The sequence below is a fragment of the Bacteroides sp. M10 genome, assembly GCF_014334015.1.
Lineage (GTDB): Bacteria > Bacteroidota > Bacteroidia > Bacteroidales > Bacteroidaceae > Bacteroides > Bacteroides intestinigallinarum.
The window spans coordinates 1,797,687-1,820,073 of sequence record NZ_CP060488.1; the positions used below are offsets into that span (position 1 = coordinate 1,797,687).

At 42.8% G+C, this 22,387-nt stretch carries 11 protein-coding genes; 1 reads left to right on the forward strand and 10 read right to left on the reverse strand.

Annotated features, from left to right (window positions below; translation table 11 throughout):
* Positions 1–20 precede the first annotated feature (20 nt).
* Positions 21–3,092 carry a chondroitinase family polysaccharide lyase gene (locus H8796_RS06515; protein ID WP_117936431.1) on the forward strand — a complete coding sequence of 1,024 codons (3,072 nt, stop codon included), beginning with the start codon at positions 21–23 and terminating at the stop codon, positions 3,090–3,092.
* Between the two features lie 417 nt (positions 3,093–3,509).
* On the opposite strand, the gene H8796_RS06520 is transcribed toward H8796_RS06515, so the two are convergent.
* From H8796_RS06520 to H8796_RS06565, 10 genes are all read right to left on the reverse strand, one after another.
* Entirely contained in the window at positions 3,510–4,796 is a 1,287-nt protein-coding gene (locus tag H8796_RS06520; protein WP_117936521.1) for a DcaP family trimeric outer membrane transporter, read from the reverse strand.
* A 54-nt stretch (positions 4,797–4,850) separates the two neighbouring features.
* Positions 4,851–5,795, reverse strand: coding sequence for a tRNA-dihydrouridine synthase family protein (locus H8796_RS06525; protein WP_117936433.1), 945 nt, complete (start codon positions 5,793–5,795; stop codon positions 4,851–4,853).
* A 144-nt stretch (positions 5,796–5,939) separates the two neighbouring features.
* Positions 5,940–6,980 (reverse strand): DUF5017 domain-containing protein, encoded by a 1,041-nt coding sequence (locus tag H8796_RS06530; protein ID WP_187343952.1) that lies wholly within the window; start codon positions 6,978–6,980, stop codon positions 5,940–5,942.
* 30 nt (positions 6,981–7,010) lie between these two features.
* Positions 7,011–8,783: a RagB/SusD family nutrient uptake outer membrane protein gene (locus H8796_RS06535; protein ID WP_117936435.1), complete on the reverse strand. Its 1,773-nt coding sequence runs from the start codon at positions 8,781–8,783 to the stop codon at positions 7,011–7,013.
* A 27-nt stretch (positions 8,784–8,810) separates the two neighbouring features.
* Positions 8,811–11,969, reverse strand: coding sequence for a TonB-dependent receptor (locus H8796_RS06540; RefSeq protein ID WP_117936437.1), 3,159 nt, complete (start codon positions 11,967–11,969; stop codon positions 8,811–8,813).
* 159 nt (positions 11,970–12,128) lie between these two features.
* Positions 12,129–13,664, reverse strand: coding sequence for a sulfatase-like hydrolase/transferase (locus tag H8796_RS06545; RefSeq protein WP_117936439.1), 1,536 nt, complete (start codon positions 13,662–13,664; stop codon positions 12,129–12,131).
* 292 nt (positions 13,665–13,956) lie between these two features.
* Positions 13,957–18,015 carry a two-component regulator propeller domain-containing protein gene (locus H8796_RS06550; protein ID WP_117936441.1) on the reverse strand — a complete coding sequence of 1,353 codons (4,059 nt, stop codon included), beginning with the start codon at positions 18,013–18,015 and terminating at the stop codon, positions 13,957–13,959.
* A 195-nt stretch (positions 18,016–18,210) separates the two neighbouring features.
* Positions 18,211–19,506, reverse strand: coding sequence for an acetylxylan esterase (locus H8796_RS06555; protein WP_117936443.1), 1,296 nt, complete (start codon positions 19,504–19,506; stop codon positions 18,211–18,213).
* A gap of 5 nt (positions 19,507–19,511) precedes the next feature.
* Positions 19,512–20,582, reverse strand: a complete 1,071-nt coding sequence (locus H8796_RS06560; protein WP_117936445.1) for an endonuclease/exonuclease/phosphatase family protein — start codon at positions 20,580–20,582, stop codon at positions 19,512–19,514.
* Between the two features lie 22 nt (positions 20,583–20,604).
* The gene (locus tag H8796_RS06565) at positions 20,605–22,377 is read right to left on the reverse strand and encodes a RagB/SusD family nutrient uptake outer membrane protein (protein ID WP_117936447.1); all 1,773 of its coding nucleotides are present in this window, start codon (positions 22,375–22,377) and stop codon (positions 20,605–20,607) included.
* Positions 22,378–22,387 lie beyond the last annotated feature (10 nt).

The following is a 22,387-nucleotide window of genomic DNA, read 5'->3' on the forward strand; positions in this document are numbered from 1 at the left end:
CCTAATAAGACTATATTTCCATGATGAAACAACCTTTTACTAAATTTGGAGTGACAACTCTGTTTTCTCTTTTGTGCTCAACATTCCTTCATGCGCAAGTTGTAACAGATGAACGGATGTTTTCTTTTGAAGAACCGCAAATACCGGATTGTATCACCGCTACCCATTCCCGCCTGTCGGTATCTGATCTGCATTATAAAGATGGAAAACATTCATTGGAATGGACATTTGAACCGGGTGGAATATTGGAACTCAAGAAAGACCTGAAGTTTGAGAAGAAAGATCCGACCGGCAAGGATTTATATCTTTCGGCTTTTATTGTGTGGGTTTATAATGAAGTTCCCCAAGATGCGACCATTGAGTTTCAGTTTCTGAAAGACGGCAAACGATGCACGTCTTTCCCTTTTGGTATTAATTTCAGTGGTTGGCGCGCCGCATGGGTTTGTTATGAACGTGATATGCAAGGCACACCGGAAGAAGGCATGAATGAACTCCGGATTATTGCTCCAAACTCAAAAGGAAGCCTTTTCATCGATCATTTGATTACGGCTACTAAGGTTGATGCACGTCAACAGACGGCCGATCTGCAAGTCCCTTTTGTCAATGCCGGGACCACCAACCATTGGCTGGTTGTCTATCAACACTCGCTTTTGAAACCGGATATTGAATTGACTCCTGTAGACGATAAGCAAAGAGCAGAAATGCAACTGTTGGAAAAGCGTTTTCGTGATATGATCTACACGAAAGGGAAAACGACAGATAAAGAAGTAGAAACCATCCGCAAGAAATATGATTTCTATCAGATAACTTACAAGAACGGCCAAGTATCGGGAGTACCTATTTACATGGTACGTGCTTCAGAAGCTTATGAACGGATCATACCGAACTGGGATAAAGATATGCTAACTAAACAGGGAGTGGAAATGCGTGCTTATTTCGACCTGATGAAAAGAATTGCCGTTGCATATAATAATGCGGCAAATCCGGTGATTCGGGAAGAAATGAAGAAGAAGTTCTTAGCAATGTACGATCACATAACCGATCAGGGGGTAGCTTATGGTAGTTGTTGGGGAAATATCCATCATTATGGCTATAGTGTTCGCGGTCTGTACCTGGCATATTTTCTGATGAAAGATGTGCTTAGGGAAACTGGAAAACTTCAGGAAGCCGAACGGACATTACGCTGGTATGCGATTACTAACGAAGTATACCCTAAACCGGAAGTCAATGGAATTGATATGGACTCTTTCAATACACAGACCACCGGACGCATTGCCAGCATTTTAATGATGGAAGATACACCGGAAAAACTACAATATCTCCGGTCTTTCTCCCGTTGGATTGATTTTGGTTGCCGTCCTGCATTGGGATTATCCGGTTCGTTTAAAGTAGACGGGGGTGCTTTCCATCATCGAAATAACTATCCGGCTTATGCTGTGGGCGGACTCGATGGAGCAACCAATATGATTTATCTTTTCAGCCGGACGGAATTTGCTGTTTCCGAGTTAGCTCATGAAACAGTGAAAAATGTGCTGTTGACCATGCGTTTCTATTGCAATAAGCTGAACTTCCCTCTTTCCATGTCCGGTCGTCATCCGGATGGAAAAGGTAAACTGGTTCCTATGCATTTTGCTATGATGGCTCTAGCTGGTTCTCCCGATGGAAAGGAGGAATATGATAGTGAAATGGCTTCTTCTTACCTCCGTCTGATTTCAGACCCAAGTATTGAAAATGACTCTCCCGAATATATGCCTAAGGTTTCAAATGCTGAAGAACGCAAGGTGGCAAAACGTCTTGTGGAGAAAGGTTTCCGTCCGGAACCGGACCCGCAAGGAAATATAGCGATGGGATATGGTTGCGTCTCTGTTCAACGTCGTAGCAATTGGTCGGCTGTGGCACGTGGACATTCCCGTTATCTATGGGCGGCAGAGCATTATCTGGGAGCAAATCTATACGGTCGCTACCTGGCACACGGCAGTTTGCAAATATTGACTGCTGCACCGGGACAGACAGTAACTCCCGCCACTAGCGGCTGGCAGCAGGAAGGTTTTGACTGGAACCGTATTCCGGGAGTGACATCTATTCATCTGCCATTGGAGCAATTGCAGGCTAAGGTGCTCAATGTAGATAGTTACTCTGGAATGGAAGAGATGCTTTACTCCGACGAGGCTTTTGCCGGTGGTTTGTCTCAACAGAAGATGAATGGTAATTTCGGAATGAAGTTACATGAGCATGATAAGTACAACGGATCACATCGGGCACGTAAATCTTACCATTTCATCGATGGAATGATTGTTTGTCTTGGTTCGGATATCGAAAATACAAATACGGAGTTCCCGACAGAAACGACTATCTTCCAATTGGCAGTTACTGATAAAGCAGGGCATGATTATTGGAAAAATTATCAAGGAGATAAGAAAGTATGGATGGATCATTTGGGAACGGGTTATTATGTTCCAACTCCCATCCGGTTTGAGAAGAACTTTCCTCAATACTCGCGAATGCAAAATACAGGAAAGGAAACAAAGGGTGATTGGGTTTCTTTGGTTGTAGATCATGGAAAGGCGCCGAAAAACGGAAGTTATGAATACGCTGTTCTGCCGCAGACGAATGAAGCTCTGATGAAGAAATTTGCAAAGAAGCCTGCTTATAAGGTATTACAGCAAGATCGGAATGCACATATTGTAGAGTCCGTCTCCGAACAGATCATTTCTTATGTGTTGTTTGAAACTCCTGAAACGACATTGCCGGGTGGTTTATTACAACGTGTGGATACTTCCTGTCTGGTTATGACTCATAAAGAATCTGCTGATAAGATTAAGTTGACGGTGGCACAACCGGATTTGGCTTTGTATCGCGGTCCAAGCGATGAAGCGTTTGATAAAGATGGGAAACGCATCGAACGTAGTATCTATTCACGGCCATGGATTGAAAATGCCAGTAGTGAAATACCTGTGACTGTAACGATAAAAGGGCAATGGAATGTAGAAGAAACTCCGTTTTGTAAGGTGATTTCTTCTGATAAGAAGCAAACAGTTTTGCAGTTCAGTTGTAAAGATGGTGCTAGCTTTGAAGTGGAGTTAAGGAGATAAAAGTCAGACAACAGGAGATCATTTGCTTTCCTTGATAGGGGAACAGTAGTTTCTCTTGGAGAAACCATAGTTTCCATGCCGTTGAAACTATTGTTTCTCGGTGCTGAAACTACAGTTTCCCAATGCTGAAACTTTAGTTTCCCGGTACAAAACTTTTGGTTTCAAGCCTTGAAACTAAAAGTTTCCCCACGAGAAACAAAGGTAATGCATTCATGAAATAAATAGGATTGCCTGGAGCTTCCGGAGTGAATACCTCCGCGTTGTGAAATGTAGCTTATCTGTTTCTGGTGACAGCATTATTGTTGTCACACTGCTGTCACCTATTGCTGTCACGGTGTTAATTGTTAATAATCAAACCGTTAAGCAGTAATCGGTGACAGGTGACAGATATATAATTAAAATAATTGTATAGAGAGGTTAGAACATAAACATGGCAACGGCAACAATACGGTTGTTACATACGGCATGGGTATCTTGAATTTTCCCATTGGACGTATTGAGCGAACCATACCATGCAGAGCTTAATGTATATTCCAACCCGAATTTCCAGTGGGGGACATTGTAGGTCAGTTCTGCTCCTGCCGTAACTAATTGGTTAAGGTCTGTTCCTGTTCCATAAAGTTTTGCATCATTTCCTTTGGGAGCATAGAGTGCATCACTTGTTCCCAGATTCTTGGCATAGCCTACGAAGATTCCCGGCTTCCATTTCTGTCCGTAGACAACGTTGAACCAAGAACTGGAGAAACGTATCGGAGTATATTCTTGTTCTCCCGTTTGTTCGTTGACAGACTTGATCCCGAATCCACCCAAACCGGAAGCTTGTGTCAGATTGGAGCCTAATACACTCTTCGCAGCGATGAACCAGTCTTTGTTGTTGTATTTCACATGAGCTTCATATGAAAGAGTTGTGATGCGTTCGTCTACCTTATATGTATATGTAGTGGGCAGCTTTAATATTGTTCCACCGGAAGTCCAGTATTCTTCATATTTATTTATAATGGATTCTGTACGTGGCTTCAGCGATAACAATTCAATGCCTACGCCAGCCAGTAAACCGCCACTCTTATAATCAGCTCCGACATAAATTTCGGGAATACAGCTTTGCTTCAGATAGTTATGCGTTTTCCCTTCCGGTCCTTGTGAAGTATATTGTGATTGCCACACTGCGGCTCCGGTAAGTTGGAAATTCTTGTTTGTATAGCGATAACGAATTTGTGGCGCACGGCTGAATGGTTGGAACGGTGCTCCTACAGAGAGATTAAGAATCTGCGGAGACACATCTCCGAATAGCGGATGCCAGTTCTGCCCGAGTAATAAAGCTGATTTTCCCCAATCCAGATTCAAATAAGCATGACGAAGGCGAATGACCGAATAAGAAGTGCCTGTGCCGCGGAAGTCGACTTCTACTTTGGCAGATGTCTTGGCTGTTCCCAGTTTTGGACCGGCAACGTCTACTCCAAGGCGCGAATATAAAGTATAGAAGTTACTGTTGGGTGTTGAGTTCAAATCGTTCCCCTCCGGATCACGCACTTTGTCTTTTGGATACATATAAAACAATCCGTCTACGGTTTCTTCGTTAGCACGACTATTATAATAGAAGTCAGTACGAATCTGTCCATAGAATTTGAACTTGAAATCCTGCATTTGTGCGAAACTGCCTGATACGGTTATCAGACAAAGAAAGATTAGAATGTATTTTTTCATAATGTGCATGTTTGTAAACGGGCGCAAAATTACGTAAAATTACTGGTTATCAGTTCATCGTTGATTAAAAAAGGCAAGGATTGCCTGATTATATTTGTTGAGACTTGTGCTTTTATGAATTGCTTTCAGTAATTTTCTGTCTGCTTGCGGCATTAAATATTCCCAGAAAGTTTTCATTTTGTTCAGAAGTTGTTCGTCTCCTCCTTCCAACTGTTCTGCATATTGATTGTATACGCATTTGTGCATAGATTGCAATTTTTCTCTCATTTCATCGAACTCGAGTGCACGGTTTTGTCTATACTCCAAAGCTAATGCCGGGTTGGCAAGCAATCCCCGTCCTATCATAATTCCGGCTAATCCGGGAAATTGTTCCTGAATACGGCGAATATCTTCTACGCTATTGATATCTCCATTATAGATCAGTGGATGTTTGCAGACATTTTGAAAAGCTTCAAACGCTGTAAGGTCAACTTCTCCTTTATATTGCTGTTTTCCCAAGCGGGGATGCATAACCACTTGTCGCAAGGGTAGCTCATTGATAATCGGAGCTAGTTTCAGACATTCTTCCGGATCTTCCCAGCCCAACCTCATTTTGATGGAGAAACCTATTTGCGGGTATTCTGTAATCAGGCTAAGTAACGCCTGAACTTCTTCGGGATAAGGAAGAATGCCGGAACCATTGTGACGTTTAGCCAGCATGGGAAAAGGACATCCCATATTGATGTCGACTTCCTTATATCCCTTTTCAATGAATAGGGATAAGATTTTTTCTGCTTTCTCAAAAGAAGGGGCTATCAGTTGGGGAATCAGATGGGCTACCTGATTATTCTCGGGTTCGATTCCTCGCACATCTCTATGGCGGAATCCGCCTTTTTCGAGTCGTACAAATGGGGTATAATAAGTATCTATACCTCCGAAGCAGGCAGCATGAGCATTACGGTAAAACACTTCGGTGTAACCTTGTAATGGGGCAAAATGAATAGGAAGAGTCTTTGGCATTGTTTTTATTTTTGTGCAAAGATACAGAAAAAGTAAAAGAGAGGAACCTCGCGGTCCCTCTCTTTCTGATGTTAAATTGATTAAAGTCTGATTTTTATAAACGTTTTCTATGATTGAAGGTTAGAAAAATTGGGGGATATATTTTTATTCTACAACGTTTATAGTCAGTTCACGTACTACTTGACCACCTTGATGGACGTAGTTTGCATTGTTGGCTACGAAGGTAGCGGTATATGTACCGGCCTCTTCATAGGTATGTGAGTATATCTCCAACGATTGCGAGATATTCTTAATCGCTACACCAGCGTCAGGATTGCAGGAACCATTGAGTAAGAGCGGTTCAGAGATTAGCCAACTATTTTTTAGTGTAGCTCCGGCCGCAGAGCTGGATACTATTATTTCCGTCGGTAAATTTGTTTTCCAGAATCCGGGGACACCGCCATCAACTGCTCCATACTCTCTGTCTTTAACTTTGTCCGATTGCTGGTCACTTTCATTATTTACAATGTTTAGTGGTGTGAAACCTAGATTTTTTGCATAGACAGTTTCTGATTTATTATTAAAAGCCAGTTCTATGCGTATATTGTTAAAGGAAAATTTAGGTTGTCTAACAGCACCATCCTGACCGCCTTTGTAATGGAAAGCAATGGTGATTTGCTTTCCAAGATAAGAAGCTAAGTCTTTAGTGTATGAATAGGATTTAGTATTGCTTTCTACTTTCACCGGCAATTCTTCTGTTGGTATTAAATATGTCCAGTCAAACCCTTCTACAAGTAGCTTATCTGCTTCGAAATTATTCTTGGCCATTCCCGGAAAATTGTCGGAAATGAAAATATCTAATGCAGTCTGTGGTGTATTTTTAGGCGGTGCATCATATTGGGCAACCATATCGAAATTAATTTCACATTTTTCGATATCCTCTATTTGCATCTCTGTCCGATTGCGGAATTTATATTCATGGTCAATTTCTCCACTGAAGAATGTTATAAAATCAGGGTCGCCATCGAAGCTGAACGTTACCGGACTTCCTTTCTTTACAGTCACAGTTTTGCCATCGAAGCTGACATTGCTGTCTGTCACCACACCAACTTCCATTGCTGTGTCTTCTTTTAATTCCTTGTCGCATGAAGCGAGACATAGTCCGGCAAAAGCGATAGTCATCAAACTTTTATATATTGTCTTCATATCCTTTTCTTTTTAAAGTTAATAAGGGATTTACCAACCCGGATTATTCGTTTTGATAGCACTGTTCGATCCTATCTCATTGGCAGGAATCGGGAAATAGTTGTAAGACTTCGGAATATTGAAGTAAGTATATACATTGGTTCCGAATTTCCAGGATTCGTCAGCCTGCGCCTTGTCCACTTGTTCCTGCATCAGTTTGTAATAGTCTCCCCAACGGATCAGGTCGAAACGGCGTGTGTACTCGAAACAGAGTTCCATTGCACGTTCGTCTTTGATAGCTTTGCGGAAGCTCTCTTCATCCAGATTTGCTGCAAGTTTTTTGATTCCTGCACGTTCTCTTACTGCATTGATACATTCATACGCCAAATCATTAGGGCCATGGTTGACTTCATTTTCTGCCTCTGCAATCATTAGCAGAATGTCAGAGTAACGGAGAAGAGGGAAGTTGATGGAAGTATCGTTTTTACTCTTCTTGTCTGCTTCATATTCTCTACGATATTTGGCGGCAGCCCTGTTGCGGTTCTTATTGGCATCGTTCTTCGATTCACGATCACCGTAAGTAGACCCCGGCTCTGTTTTACCATAGCTGAAGGATTTATCCCAGTATTGTTGTTCCACTTCATCTCTTTTTCCTTTTACAAATTCACGACCGTCTACCGGAGTACCTTCTCCTGCTGACTGGGTGTAAGTGAATGGAGCGATGTTCCAGTTGCAACGGTCAATGTCATCGTTTGCTTCATACAATTCCAGCAGTTTAGGAGTATTCCAGATAAAAGCGTATGCATAGCCCGGATCACCTTTACCAGTGATGGATGCTTTGGAAGAAAGGTCCTTACCCTGAATGCCGATAATATTACCGATTCTACCTTCTGCACGTACATCCGTCGAACGGTTACCTGCAAATTCTACTTCCCAAATACTTTCATTAGCCTTGGCACCATCCTTATTGAGAGCAGTGTTATACTTATCAGAACAAATGTCGATAAAGAAGTCCCAATATTTGGCAGTTAGTGAATGACCCTCATTCTTGACTAACTGTGCATAGTAACTTGCTTTTTTGAAATATTCTGTAATCTCGGCACTAGTCGTGTTGTTAGCCAAACCCACTTCCTTGTCACGTTTAGGTTCACCGGCCCGGAACATATATACACGCGCCAACATTCCCCAAGCAGCCGATTTGGAAACACGTCCCGGTAAATAGTTCAAATCTTGAGCAGATTTGAGATCCTCGGCAGAACCATACATCTCTTTGATGATAAAATCATAAATCGTCTGTTTGTCCGTACGTGGAATGGAGAGGTTATAGGCATCTTCTGTAGAAGTAGTCTTGAAAGGTACATCTCCCCAACATTCTACCAAAGTAAAATAATAGAATGCGCGTAAGAAACGGGCTTCGGCTTTGTACTGCTTGCGGGTATCGTCGTTCATATCGGGCACTGCATCAATATTTTCCAGGAAAATATTGGCTCTGTTGATGCCGGAGTATAATGTGTACCACAATGCTGCAACGGCCGGATCACTTGTGTTGGCATTGTTACAGATCAACCCACTTTTGTTAGGTCCGCGGTTGGCACCACCATAGTGTCCCAGATCGTCACCTCCTACAAGGTATAAGAACTCATTTCCGTAGAAGGAACTTTGTCCCAGAATGGCATAGGTTCCTGTCAGCCAAGAGGTAGCGTCCGCTTCATTTTTGAAGAAGTTTTCAGGAGTGGTGTATGTCGGGTCTTTTTCCAAGAAATCGCAGGAAGTCAGGTTAAGTCCGACAAGAAGTGATATGATGATTATTTTTATTGTTTTCATATACGTAATTGTTTGAAGGATGATTGATTAGAAACCTAAGTTTATACCAAAACTGATAGAGTAGGCTCTCGGATAAGCGGAGAAGTCCAGTCCCGGAGTCAGTGCGCCTTCACGGATAGATACTTCCGGGTCGTAACCGGAATACCCTGTACATGTCCATAGATTCTGACCGGCAACGAATACGCGTGCATTGTCTATCTTCCATTTCTTGGTCAGTTGTTTCGGCAGTGTATATCCTAAAGACACGGTCTTCAGACGAAGGAACGAACCATCTTCGATAATACGTGTAGAGAACACTTTGTTAGAACCGGAGTCGGTAGCTCTCGGAATATTACTTTCCGGATTTTCCGGTGTCCAGCGGTCTGCGTAACTTGCGTATTGGTTCAAGTCACGTGTTTTATTGCTGTTCTCGAAGAACAGGCGGTTGGCATTCAATACATCGTTTCCATACGACCATTGGAAGAAGATGCTCAAGTCAAATCCTTTGTATTCGAAATTATTGGTAAATCCACCTGTATGTTTCGGCATACCGTTACCGATCATAGTACGGTCGTTATCGTCGATAATACCGTCACCATTCAAGTCTGCGTATTTGGGCATACCCGGTTGCGTATTACTCTCGGAAGAGAAATATGGAACATTACGTTTCAATGTATAGGTATCACCCACCTTGTCGAAGTCTTCGTACTTGTATGTACCTTCATAGATGAATCCATACATCATCCCCATCGGATAACCCACTTTGGCGATGTAGCTGTATTGTGAGTTATAGTTTTGGTCAAATTTCGCAGCAGTTGGCATGGATACTTGGTTTTCTGCCAATGCCAATACTTTATTCTTGTTAAAGGCTATATTGAAGTTACTGGTCCACGAGAAGTTACGGTTTTTAATGTTGGTAGTATTCAAGGTGAACTCAATACCTTGGTTGCGTACCTTACCTATATTTTTCATCGCACTGGTAAAACCGGAAGAAGGAGCTGTTGATGCATTCAGCAGCAGGTCGCGAGTCGTCTTACGATACCAGTCTATGGTCAATCCGATACGTTCGTCAAGGAAGCCCAAGTCCAGACCCAGATTCCACTGTTCGGTAGTTTCCCATTTCAACTTTCTATTTCTTAAAGAAGTAGGTACCATACCTACGCTTGTCAGACTGTTTTCAAACGGATATACACCACTTGGAGTACTACCGACTGAAATAAAGTCTCCGACTTTATCTTTCAACATTTGATATAGAGCGTATGTATCATACTCGCCTACACGGTTGTTACCGGTCAATCCCCAGCTTGCTCTTAATTTACCTGAAGAAACAACTGGTTTCAATGGTTTCATAAAATCTTCTTCCATGAATCCCCAAGCCAATGAGCTGGAAGGGAAATAACCGAAACGGTTATCACCACGGAACTTGGAAGAACCGTCGGAACGGAAAGAAACCGTTGCATAATACAATGATTTATAGTTGTAGTTCAAACGTCCCAGGAAGGAAAGCATAGACCAGGAACTCTTTAATGATTTGGTTGTACTCGGAGTTCCTTCACTCATTCCTGCCATTCCGAGTGCTTCGTTTGGAATTTGCACTGTTTTGTATGAATAGTATTCATAGTCAGAATTTTGCAGGGTTACACCTACCATACTATTAAAGAAATGCTTCCGTTTGATATTGGTCTGATAGGTCAGAATGTTTTCGTTCAACCATGTTGCACGTTGAGAATGGTAGATTTCTGCATTTACCTTATCGGATGATTTCGGATTACCATAGCGGGTCTTCGAGTTGTTGAATGTTTCCCCTTTGCGGGTATCGAACGTGTAACCGCCGGAAACTTTCAACTTCAATCCTTTGATAAATTCATATTCTGCAAATCCGTTGAACTGGATATAGTTCGCGTACGTCTTGCGATATTCGTTTTTCAAAGACATGATAGGGTTGAAACGATAGTCGTTGGTATTGTTTATCGCATCGTCCATGATATTGTCCATCAACGAGTTTAATGGTCTGTCCGGTTCTGTCACAGGGCGATATCCCCATACACTATAGAACAGGTTATTCATACCACTGTATGAGTTCTGAGAAGGAGAACCACCGGTGGTTGTAGTACTTGAATAGTTGGTTGTCAGATAGATTTTCAGTTTCTTCTTTTGAATGGTAGTACCCATACGGCCTTGTATACGCTTGTAGTTTGATTCCAACAAGATACCGTCCTGGTCATAATAAGATAAAGAAGCGTTGTAACGAACTCCTTCCGAACCACCGGTCAGGCTGACATTGTGGCTTTGCATCCATGCGCTGCGGAAGATTTCATCCTGCCAGTTATATTGTGGGATATTTCTATAATCTTCCAATCCCCATTTCTTGCCGTCATAATTCATGAAGTAGGTAGTTTCCATATCTTTGGGACTACGTTCTGCCTGTAGTTTGACGAATTCATAGGCATCCATCATCGGGATTGTTTTGGTGATATGCTGAATACCGAAACTTCCGTCATATTTAATTTTAGGTTGGCCGATTGTTCCTTTCTTGGTTGTAATCATCACGACACCGTTGGCACCACGGGCACCGTAGATAGCAGTAGCAGAGGCATCCTTCAGGAAGTCGAGTGACTCGATATCATTCTGATTGATGGCTGCGGCTATGGAGGGGTCTTCCACCGGGAAACCGTCAATGACATAAAGAGGAGAGTTGTCCTGTGTCAAAGAGTTGTTACCACGGATGACGATGTTCATCTGCCCGCCCGGCATACCTTCGCCCGAACTTACGTTGACACCGGCAATACGTCCGCCTAATGTCTCGCCGAAAGAAGCCGTCGGAGTGCTAAGCAGTTCTGCCATGCTGGCTTTGGCAACAGAACCCGTCAGGTCTCTCTTGCGTATTTCCTGATAGCCGACTACTACCACTTCGTCCAGTGTCTTTGTATCTTCCTTCAATGTGATAACCATTGGCTTTTGAGTGTCCGCCTTTATTTCTACAGTGACATAACCAATGAAAGAAATAACCAATATCGAATTCTTATTGGGTACGTTAAAAGCAAATTTACCATCAAGGTCAGTGATTGTTCCTTGTGAAGTACCTTTTACCTGAACACTGGCTCCCGGCACTCCTTCTCCTAAGTTGTCCTTCACTGTACCTTTAACAAGTACCTGTGCAAGTACAAAAGAAACAGAAAACAAGATCAGTCCGATGGAGGAGAGCATCCTTTTTCTAGTTTGAGTGGATAAATGTTTTTTCATATATTAAAAATTAAGTGATTTTATTGAATCTACGCTTGCAAAGATAGACGGATTGAATATTCTAATATGGATAGAATTATTCAAGATTGGTGCAAAATCATACAATTTTTCTGTTCTCATAAACTATTTCTCTTTGATGGATTCTAGTAATTCGGATAACTCTTTCACTATGTCGGGATGTTGTTTTGATACATTCATTTTCTCCGATGGATCGGAGGATAAATCGTAAAGTTGAGGCTGTTTGTCGTTGCCTAACTCCATTTTCGTCCAATGTTCGATGGCGGGGCCGTCGCTCGGTTCGATGTATTTCCATTGACCTTTTATGATGGCAAGTGTGTTATTGAGATTCTGTTGAACGACATACTCACGGTTTGTATTATTTTTGCCGAGGAGAACGTTCAGATGTTCCTGACTGTCGGGGGCAGCTCCTTTGCGTAAAGGTTGATCCAAAAGTGAGGCGAGCGATGCATACACATCTATTTGAGAGAAAAGAGCTTGTTGCTTGTTCGGCTTCACCCGGGCAGGCCAACGGACAATAAATGGAACGCGTGTACCCGCTTCGTAAGCACTGTATTTCCCACCACGGTAGATACCCATCGGAGTATGTCCGTTGAGAAGTTCGTAAGCTTGGTCTTGATAGCCGTCGTCGATAACAGGACCGTTATCGCTGGTAAAGATCAGGATGGTGTTGTCTGCGATGTGGAGGCTATCCAGTGTGTGCATGATTTCACCGATGGTCCAGTCCAGTTGCAGGATGACGTCGCCACGAGTGCCGAGTCCGCTTTTGCCTGCGAAACGTGGGTGAGGGATGCGCGGTACATGTACGTCTTGCGTACCCATATATAAGAAGAAGGGTTCTTCCTGATGGGATGCAATGAAATTCTTAGCCTTATGGGTGATGATATCGGCTATGTCTTCATCTTTCCAAAGGGCGGATTTTCCTCCGGTCATCCAGCCGATACGGGGAATGCCGTTGATAATTGTATTGTTGTGTCCCTGACTGGGTTTTAAAGTGACGAGCTCCGGGTTCTCTTCTCCCGTAGGCCAGTCGCCGACTTTGTGGTCGTAACTTACGGTGATAGGATCATTGGGGTCAAGTCCTACGACATGTCCGTTTTCTACAAATACACAAGGTACACGGTCTACGGTAGCCGGAATAATAAATTCGTAGTCAAAACCGATGCTTTGTGCGTTAGGGGTAATCCGGTTGTTAAAGTCGGTTCCACCTTTCGGACCGAGTCCCAGATGCCATTTGCCTACTGCACCGGTTGCGTATCCTGCATCTTTCAGCATATCTGCCATGGTGATGCAGGTAGTGTCGATAATGAGTTCAGAGTTGCCGGGAGCGATTCCTGTGTTTTCTTGTCTCCATGGGTACATACCTGTCAGGAGTCCGAAACGGGAAGGAGTGCTGGTGGCAGAAGTTGCATAAGCATTGGTGAATTGTACTCCTTGTCCTGCCAACCGGTCGATGTTGGGAGTACTCACTTTCGTTGCTCCATAACAGCTTAAATCACCAATGCCGAGATCATCTGCAAATATATAAATAATGTTAGGCTTTTGGTTATTCTGCCCATTGCTCTTTTGGGGTGCATGACTGCATCCTGACAGCGTGACGATGCCGGACAATAGGGGAAGTAGACGCGAAACGTTTTTCATAATGCTGAATGTTTTAGGAAATAATGTAATGAACACAAAGATAAGCGATTGGAGGAAAAAGAATGAGTAGGAATGTACAAGTGAAGTACAAAATAGTACACTTAAGAAGTTACCTTCTTTATTCGGGCGAAGATGTCCGGACTAAGAAATCGTTTATATCATAAATTTAGGCACGGATCACACGGATTAACGCTGTTGTTTTCATACTCATCGTTTTTTAATCCGTGAAATCCGTGTGATCCGTGCCTAATAATATAAGATTATTTTGCAAGAGTGCTTGTATAGTTACCTGCTAATCTGTTTCTTCTCCGTCTCCTTCTTCTTCGCTCTCTTCTCCTTTACGATAAGCCAGCGGACTGACGTGATAAATCTCCTTGAAACATTTACTGAAATAGCGGGAGGAGGAGAACCCAATCCGGTCAGAGATCTCCGTGATATTCAGCTCCGGGTTATTTCTTAACATGACAGCGCCTTTTTTGAGACGTATGCTTAGGATGAAATCATTCGGGGTCTGGCCTGTAACTGCTTTCAGTTTGGTGAATAGGTTCGTACGTGCCATACCCATTTCGCGGGCGAAGATATTAACGTTGAAATCCGTATTGTCCAGATGACGTTCGATAATGGCCATCGCGCGGTCGAGCATCTCCTTATCCATCGGGTTGGTAGCCAACATTTGGGCAAAAGCCTGTGGTTGTTTGCTGAACTTCTCTTGCAATAGCCGGCGGGAGTTAACCAGGTTATTGCAGCGGGAAATCAGAAGATTGGTATTAAACGGTTTCGTGATATAATCATCCGCACCAATCTTCAAACCTTCGATATTGTGCTCTATAGCAGTACGTGCGGTTAATAATACCACCGGAATATGGCAAGTGTTAAAGTCTGTCTTGATCTGTTTGCAAAGTTCCGTACCCGACATGCGTGGCATTACGACATCACTTAAAATGATGCTCGGCATATCCTTCTGTATCATCTCTAATGCTTCTACTCCGTCGGAAGCCGTACTGACTTGATAGAATGTTTCGAAAATACCGACTAACATCTGCTTGATAGATTCATTGTCTTCCACTATCAGCATTTTGGCGTCTTCGATGCGCTTGTTATCTTCTTCTTTCCATTCCGAATCAGGGATTATTTCTACTGAAGGAACAATAGTCTCTGTTTGCTGGATGGTTTCCGTATCATCTTTCGCTATTTGCTCTTCTGTGAAGTGTTCCTTGCCTAGTTTGAGGGTGATAATGAAACTGCTTCCTTTGCCCGGTTCGCTTTCCACCCGGATTGTGCCGTGATGAAGTTCCACAATACCTTTCGTCAGTGCCAGTCCGATGCCTGTACCGGCTCCGGTATTCAGCGAGTTGAGATGTTCGGTCTGATAGAAACGGTCGAATATCTTATCAATTTCGGCAGCGGCGATACCTGTACCTGTATCTTTTATTTCAATGATGACATGGTCTTTCTCCTGCGATACATTAATCGAAATCGTATCTTCGGCCTTGGTATGCTTCACTGCATTAGACAGCAGGTTGTTTATCACTTTCTGCATCTGCTTTTGGTCATACCATACTTCAATGTCATCCTTCTGTTTGTTGAACTTGAAGTTGATTTGTTTACTGCTCGCATATTCGAGGAAGAGCAGATAATTCTCATACAGGAAGTTAACCAGATTGTGCTGGCTAACTTTGATCTTCATGTGACCCTGTTCCTGTTTACGGAAATCAAGTAGTTCCGTAATCAGTTCCCGTAATTGGAGACTGTTCTTGTAGATTCCCAACACCTTATTATATATATTAGGCGTAAATGTCTGCACCTGCAACAAAGTTTCCACTTGTCCCACGATCAGCGTTAACGGTGTGCGGAATTCGTGCGAGATGTTAGTGAAGAAACGGAGTTTCGACTGGTTCAATGCTTCGAGGTCTTCAATATGCTTCTTTTCGTACTTCAAAGACTCACGGAGTTTGATGCGCGAATTATAGTTCTGAATAAGATACCATAACAGGCTGATAGTGACAATGGTATAAATCAGGTAAGCCCACCATGTCTCATACCATGAAGGGAGTACGATAATCAGCAGTCTGGCCTCTTTTATTCCTTCCCTCTGTGATTTGATGACAAGGGTATATTTACCCGGATTCAGGTTTGTATAAGTAATCAGCGTTTGCTTCCGGTAAGTATGGTTCCATTCGTCTGAGAAACCCTCCAGTCGATAGAGAATCTCATCCCTGTTGGCAGGGATGAAGTTGGAAGTGGCATATTCGATGCTAAACATCGATTGATCCGCTTTCAGACTGATTTCCGGAGTATGACAGATCGACTGTTCCAGGATGCCGCTTTCATCTCCCGGAACTACTTCTTTTCCGTTGACAAGCAGGCGGGAAAGAATGATATTATATGATTTGGGAGTGAAATGTAATTTCTTCTCCCAGAAAGAAATCATTCCCTGAATACCACCAAGGAATACTTCTCCGTCATGTGTCACAAATAGTGCGTTTTCATTAACGGCAGTCAGCGGGAATCCGTTTTCCGTACCGTAATTATAGAATTTCTTGCTTGGATAGTCAAACTGTGAGAATCCTTGATTGGTAATCAGCAATAAGTCACCTTTCTGTATGGACGATTCGCATACTTCGTAGATACAGTCGCTGGATAAACCGTCTGTCTGTACATCGAAGTTTTCAAAGTCATCACTTGCCTTCCGGTAACGGTCGAGACCGCTTCCGGAAGTGCAGAACCATAGATTACCGTTACTGTCCTGCATGATACTGTTGATATTATTGTTGCTAAGACTGTTCGGATTAGCGGGATTGTGCGGATAATTAGTAAGTTTACCGCTGTCGAACCGGTAAGAATAAACACCCTCTCCGGTAGCCGCAATCCACAATGTACCGTCTTTATCAATGCAAAGACTGGCTACCATGCCAATACCTCTTCCTTCTTTAGTCTCTTTGAAGAGTTGTTGGCAAGCGCCTGTTGCCGGATTGAAAAGACAAACACCGTTTTGTGTGGCGACAACCAGCTTGTCCTTATAAGGTACAATGTCTCGGACGATATCCGAAGGTAGTGAGGTTGGGTCTCCGGCTTTCATCCGGTAGACTGTGAAACGGTTGGTACGCAGGTCGAGTTTGTTCAATCCTCCCAAGTGTGTACCTATCCACATAATTTCATTAGTCCGGTCGTAATAGATTGCTTTGACGTTGTTATGGGAAATACTATTTTTGCCCTCTTCGTGGCGATACCACCGATAGGTGTTATTTTTCCGGTCGTACACATTCACGCCACCGCCTTCAGTACAAATCCATAAGTTCCCGTCTTTATCTTCAGTCATTCTGCCGACAATCGGGCTACTTAAACCTTCTTTTTCTGTATCTCCCGTCTTGTAGCGGGTATAGATTTCATATTCCGGATTGAAATAGTTGACACCTCCGAAATAAGTACCCAGCCAAATTGTTCCTTGTTCATCTTTGACGATGCACCAGATAGAGGAGTGGGTGAGTCCGTCGGGTTTGTTCGCGTTGGCAGTGTAAAGTTGGAATTTACCTGTGCTCTTTTCATAGCGATTTAACCCGTGAAAGGTTCCTATCCACAGATTTCCTGCATTATCTTCACAGCAACTCCTTACGAAGTCGGCGCAAATACTGTTTGGATTTTTGGGATCATGACGGAAGTTCTCAATGGTACTGTCTGTTTTTATCCGGTAGAGTCCTTCTTCCCAGGTACAGATCCATAATTCTTTAGACGAATCTTCGTAAATACTCGCGATATTACCTCTTGTGACAGGTTGGGAAATCTTTTTGTCTCCCGATAAACAGTAAAGTCCGTTACTGGTAGTTCCCATCCACAGATTTTTCTTTTCGTCCAGGTGGAGGCAGGAGAGGGTGATATCTTTTCCGGCAAGATGATAGTAGAGATCGAAGTTTCCCGTACTTTCATTATATACAAATACTTCTTCTCTTTTCCCGATATATAATTTCTCGTTGAAATAAATAGCATCCACATTACCTTGCAGCAACGTTTTGAATCTTTGTGTAGTCAGATCGAATTCTGCCACCCCGTCCGTACAGAGCAGGTATACCTTTCCGTTTTTGTTTCCGGTGATGCGCAGCACTGTATTGCTGAACAAGCTGTTCGGATCGTTTTTATTAAGTTTGAAACTTTTGATATCGTTACCGTTATACCGGTTCAGTCCTTCACGCGTGCCGATCCATATAATTCCCCGTTCATCAATATAAAGGCTATTGACAGAAAATTGGGAGAGTCCGTCGTCCGTGGTCAAGTGGCTAAAAGTGATGTTTTGACCTTGTGTGCGGACTCCAGCTACGCTTAAAAATAGCAGAAATAAAAGAATTACTTTTCTCACTAATTTATTTTTTAAGGTGTTTACATCTATGCAAATATATTGTTTTTATTCGATTTCAGTGAACCTTATTAGAAGAAAGTAACTATAAAACACCGGAAGAGAATTCTATTTAACAGAATTACTCTTCCGGTTTCTAACCTAACTAACCTCTTGTTATAGTGTTTGTGCCTGTTTCGTTTTTATCAGTTCAGATTATTACCACACTACATACTGATTGAAAAAACGAGTACTTTCAGCAATCCATGAGTCCATGTTCTCATAAGCTGCAAAGTGTCCTGATGTAGGGTAACATATCCAGCGTTTAGGTGTACGGATGTGATTGTATGCTGCAAAATTTGTATGTGGTGGTGTAATGTTGTCCTGAAGTCCGAATCCCATTAATATTGGGCATTTGATCCATTCGGTCAGATTCTTCAAGTCAAAGTAAGTTAGTAATGAGAATATTTTATCTTTGTCAATATTCTGCCGGGCAGCTCCTTCGAATACCAAGCTGGCAGGCCAGTGAACCAAACGGAAATAATCGGGATAGTCTGACAGAAAGGGTACGATAGGCGCAGCTGCGGAAATACGATGGTCGAGTGACGCTGCTGCTAATGTGAGCGCTCCACCTTGCGAAATACCTGTAGCAAAAAGGTTTTGTCCGTCAAAGCATGGCTGAGCAAAAATAAAATCAATACTGCGGACTGTATCAGCAAAAGCACCTCTATAATAGTAATGTTTGGGTGAATCCAGTCCGAAAGCAATCCACTCACCAAAGCGGTTATAAGGTTTGTTGAGGCCTTGTCCACGGGGTGGAATGACCAAGATACACCAACCGGGATAGTCGTCGGGACCGGGAATCCAGGTGACGGCATCATAACCTTGATAAACCACTACGGCCGGATGACTCTGACCATCTGTAGGGACTGCCCAATACCCCCGTAAGATTTCTCCTTCAAGCGAGCACATTTCTACTTCGTAAACATCACGCTCTGGCTTCGAAGATTCAGGTAGACGTGTCATTTTATAGGCAGGTTGTACACGTTTAAGTTCGGTGATGGTTTTATTCCAAAATCTTTTTAAGTTAGGGAGACCATCCGGTTTGGATAAAATCTGTTCGGCTTCGTATCCAAAGAAGAAATGTTTCAGAGTGTCGGTGCCAGCAATGAAACAAGCCTGGTAAAACCCGGGAGTGAGATTCGTGAGAGTGACTGATGCACGACTGCGAAAGCCTCCACCGGGAGCTATCGAATCTGTTCCGAAAGAGTAGGTTATAAAGGTAGACGATACAGCATTGCCGAAATCTGTAGCAATGTCCATACGTATCCTATCCGAAAAACCTGACTGTGCAGATGTCAATTCCAGCATGAAGCGTACTGGATGTTCGTTATCGAACATCCAGTTTTGCTCAACAGGAATATTGAGATTTATGGTCTCCTGTGTATAACTTTTTATTGAGTATCCGGTCAGGAGTATAATGATGTATATCCACTTTTGCATCCTGTTAATCATTGTTATTACTCTTTGATATAAAACGTAATCAGCACTCCTTTATGATCGCTTGGCCACTGATTGTTTACGGGCGGAATGATTGGATCTTTGGTTTGTTCTTCTATTCTTTTTCCGCGTACAATAGAGCCTGTTGGACCTACTATCTGGGCATTTTTTATTTGTAGATTTTTATTTGGATAATAGTAAACGAAATCAATTCGTTCGCGTTCATCTGCCTCCGGTGCCCATGAGAGATTCTCTGGAATGACAGATTTATTGTCTGCAGGGAAAGTGAATCCCGGACATTTCATCGGATCGGGATGAATTACCCGGTAGGCATCTTTATATCCCCGTTGAACCAACAATTTGGAAGTTCCCCAATTGACGATACATCCGCGATGATCGAATAGATCTTTTGTATCGGCCTGCCAATCCAGATAAGAAGGCTCATTCAGATCTCCGGCAAAAAACACGAGTGCTCCTTGCTCTAGCTCTTTGGCAGCGTTGTTGATAAAAGCTTGGGCGGATTCTATACGGTCTGATTCTTCGCAGACAGCAAGTATCTTGTCTACATCAGTGATAGGAGCCGGAAGTTTATCCCAATTAACGCTACCGTCATTGTATCCTCGGGGATAGTAACAGGTGTAGTAACGATACTCCGAATGTGCCGGGTAAACGGCCACTCGTTTCCCATTGACATCCAGAATCGCTTTGAACATCCATTTGTTGATGCGTTCTGTCTCTTTGATCGGATATTTTGATATGACCGCTCTTCCGTCTATTCGTGCATCGTAATAGATGAGTCCCTTATCTTTAAGCCCTTGCATTAGTTTAGGCATCACGGGATCGTCTTGCGGACCTTTATATAATTCGCAAAATGTAGCAATGTCTGGCTGTAGGGAAGCAATCTGTTCTATCAGATATTCCGGAGCATGCTCCACCTTGGTACACTCCACCCATAAGTTGAGTTGAAGGAACTTAATCTCTGTTTTCTTTCCTGTTTCTTCTTCCGGTACAGATACTTCCGTATCGGTTTTAGAACATGCAGTGATAACAGGAAGTATGGCAATAATAATAGTTAATAACCACTTTTGCATAATCTGTATTTTTTAGATTTGATTACCAGCCCGGATTCTGACAGTTAGTTCCTGAAGCATTCTGTAACCGGATTGCTTCGTCACCCGGTATTGGATATAATAGGAATTTTTCACTATATGCTTTTCGGTTATTATCTACTACAAAACGGGAGTAACTTCCATCTGAGTTTGCTTTCATTCCGGTGATTATTTTGTCTGTTTGATCCAGTATCTTCCAACGGCGTACATCAAAGAAACGGTGTTCTTCAAAAGCAAGTTCTACGCGTCTTTCGTTCCTGATTCGCAGACGAAATTGCTCACAGGATAATCCGTAAGGAATGCCTGGCATACCTACTCTGGAACGTACTGCATTGACTGCGTCTACCGCATCATTGGGTACAGTTCCGGTAGTGGATGCTTCATTAGCTGCCTCTGCATAATTCAAATATAATTCAGCCAGGCGGAACTCTTTGAAGTAGCCATCCAGGTTGCCGGAACGTCCGGATTTATAATGCGAGAACTTACGTGTATAATAGCCGGTACAGGTGTAACGTGCGTTACTGGGATCAAGTGCACAGTTTCCTCCTGTCTTGGTTGAGAGTAGTGCACCGGTTTCCAGGTTTAGTTTGGAACCATCATAATAAATAGAAGCTTTAAGACGTGGATCACGGTTCTCATACGGTTTGGCTTGATTGTAGAGACCTTGAACAGCCGAATTCAAGTTAGGCTGTAGATGATTGGCATCCAGATAAGGGCTCTCTAAATTGAGCAGAGGATAAGATTCTGTCATGTCACCGTTCACAACTTCATAGGCATCAAGTAGCTCTTGCGACGGACACGCACCGGCATCTGTCTGGCCGTCGGTAGTTGGCAGGCCAGCATAATTCCACATATACATCTGTCCAACTTCCATAATGGTTTCTTTGTCATTAACTACCGGCAAGTCAGTGCGCGAATAGAAATACACATCATAAGGAGAATAACCTGCTGTAGCATTCGGCTGTTTCTTATAAAGTTCATAATTGTTCGCCAGACAGTCATCCAGAGACTTTTTAGTAATTTCTGCGGCTTCTGTCCAAGTGATTGTTCCGTCATTGTACAGAGGACTGGCTGCATAGAGTGATATCTGTGAACGGATGGCTGCACAGATGGCTTTTGTCATAACGTGACGGTAGTTCTCCTTATCTAAGGAACGCCATCCCCATTCTTCAACAGTGGGAATATCAATAGCAGCCTGACAATCAGCTAATATTTGGCGGGCACACTCGCCAAATGTACCTCTTTTAACCTTGGTATAATCGTAGTCGGGAGTTGTTATGATGGGAACACCTCCATAACGTTTCACCAATTGAAGATAATAGAAAGCGCGTAATGTAAGTACCTGTGCCTTGAAACTGTTACGGATATCTTCTGAGTAGACACTGGCAGTAGGAATATTGGCAAGAAAGATGTTGCAGGCACGAATCCCTTGATAATAATAATTGTAGTTTTCCGGATTTCCTTCGATGCCCTCCAGCGGATTGCTGAAGGGAGATAATTGTCCTTCATTCCATTTGCGGGTAACTCCGTTCTGTAGTTCCCAGGAATCTTTGGCTTCATCCGTACAACCAGCTAGCATGGTATAGTTATAGTTCATTCCGTAATTCAGAATCCATCCATAACATTGATTCATATAAGTATACGTTTTACGGTTCGTGGTAAACAAATCGCTGTAATCCGTACGGCCGTCCGGATGATCTTCAATTTCAGTACATCCTATGAATGAGGATAATATGAGCAAGGAGAATACTCCTGATATGATTTTATTTATTTTCATAACTTCAGTC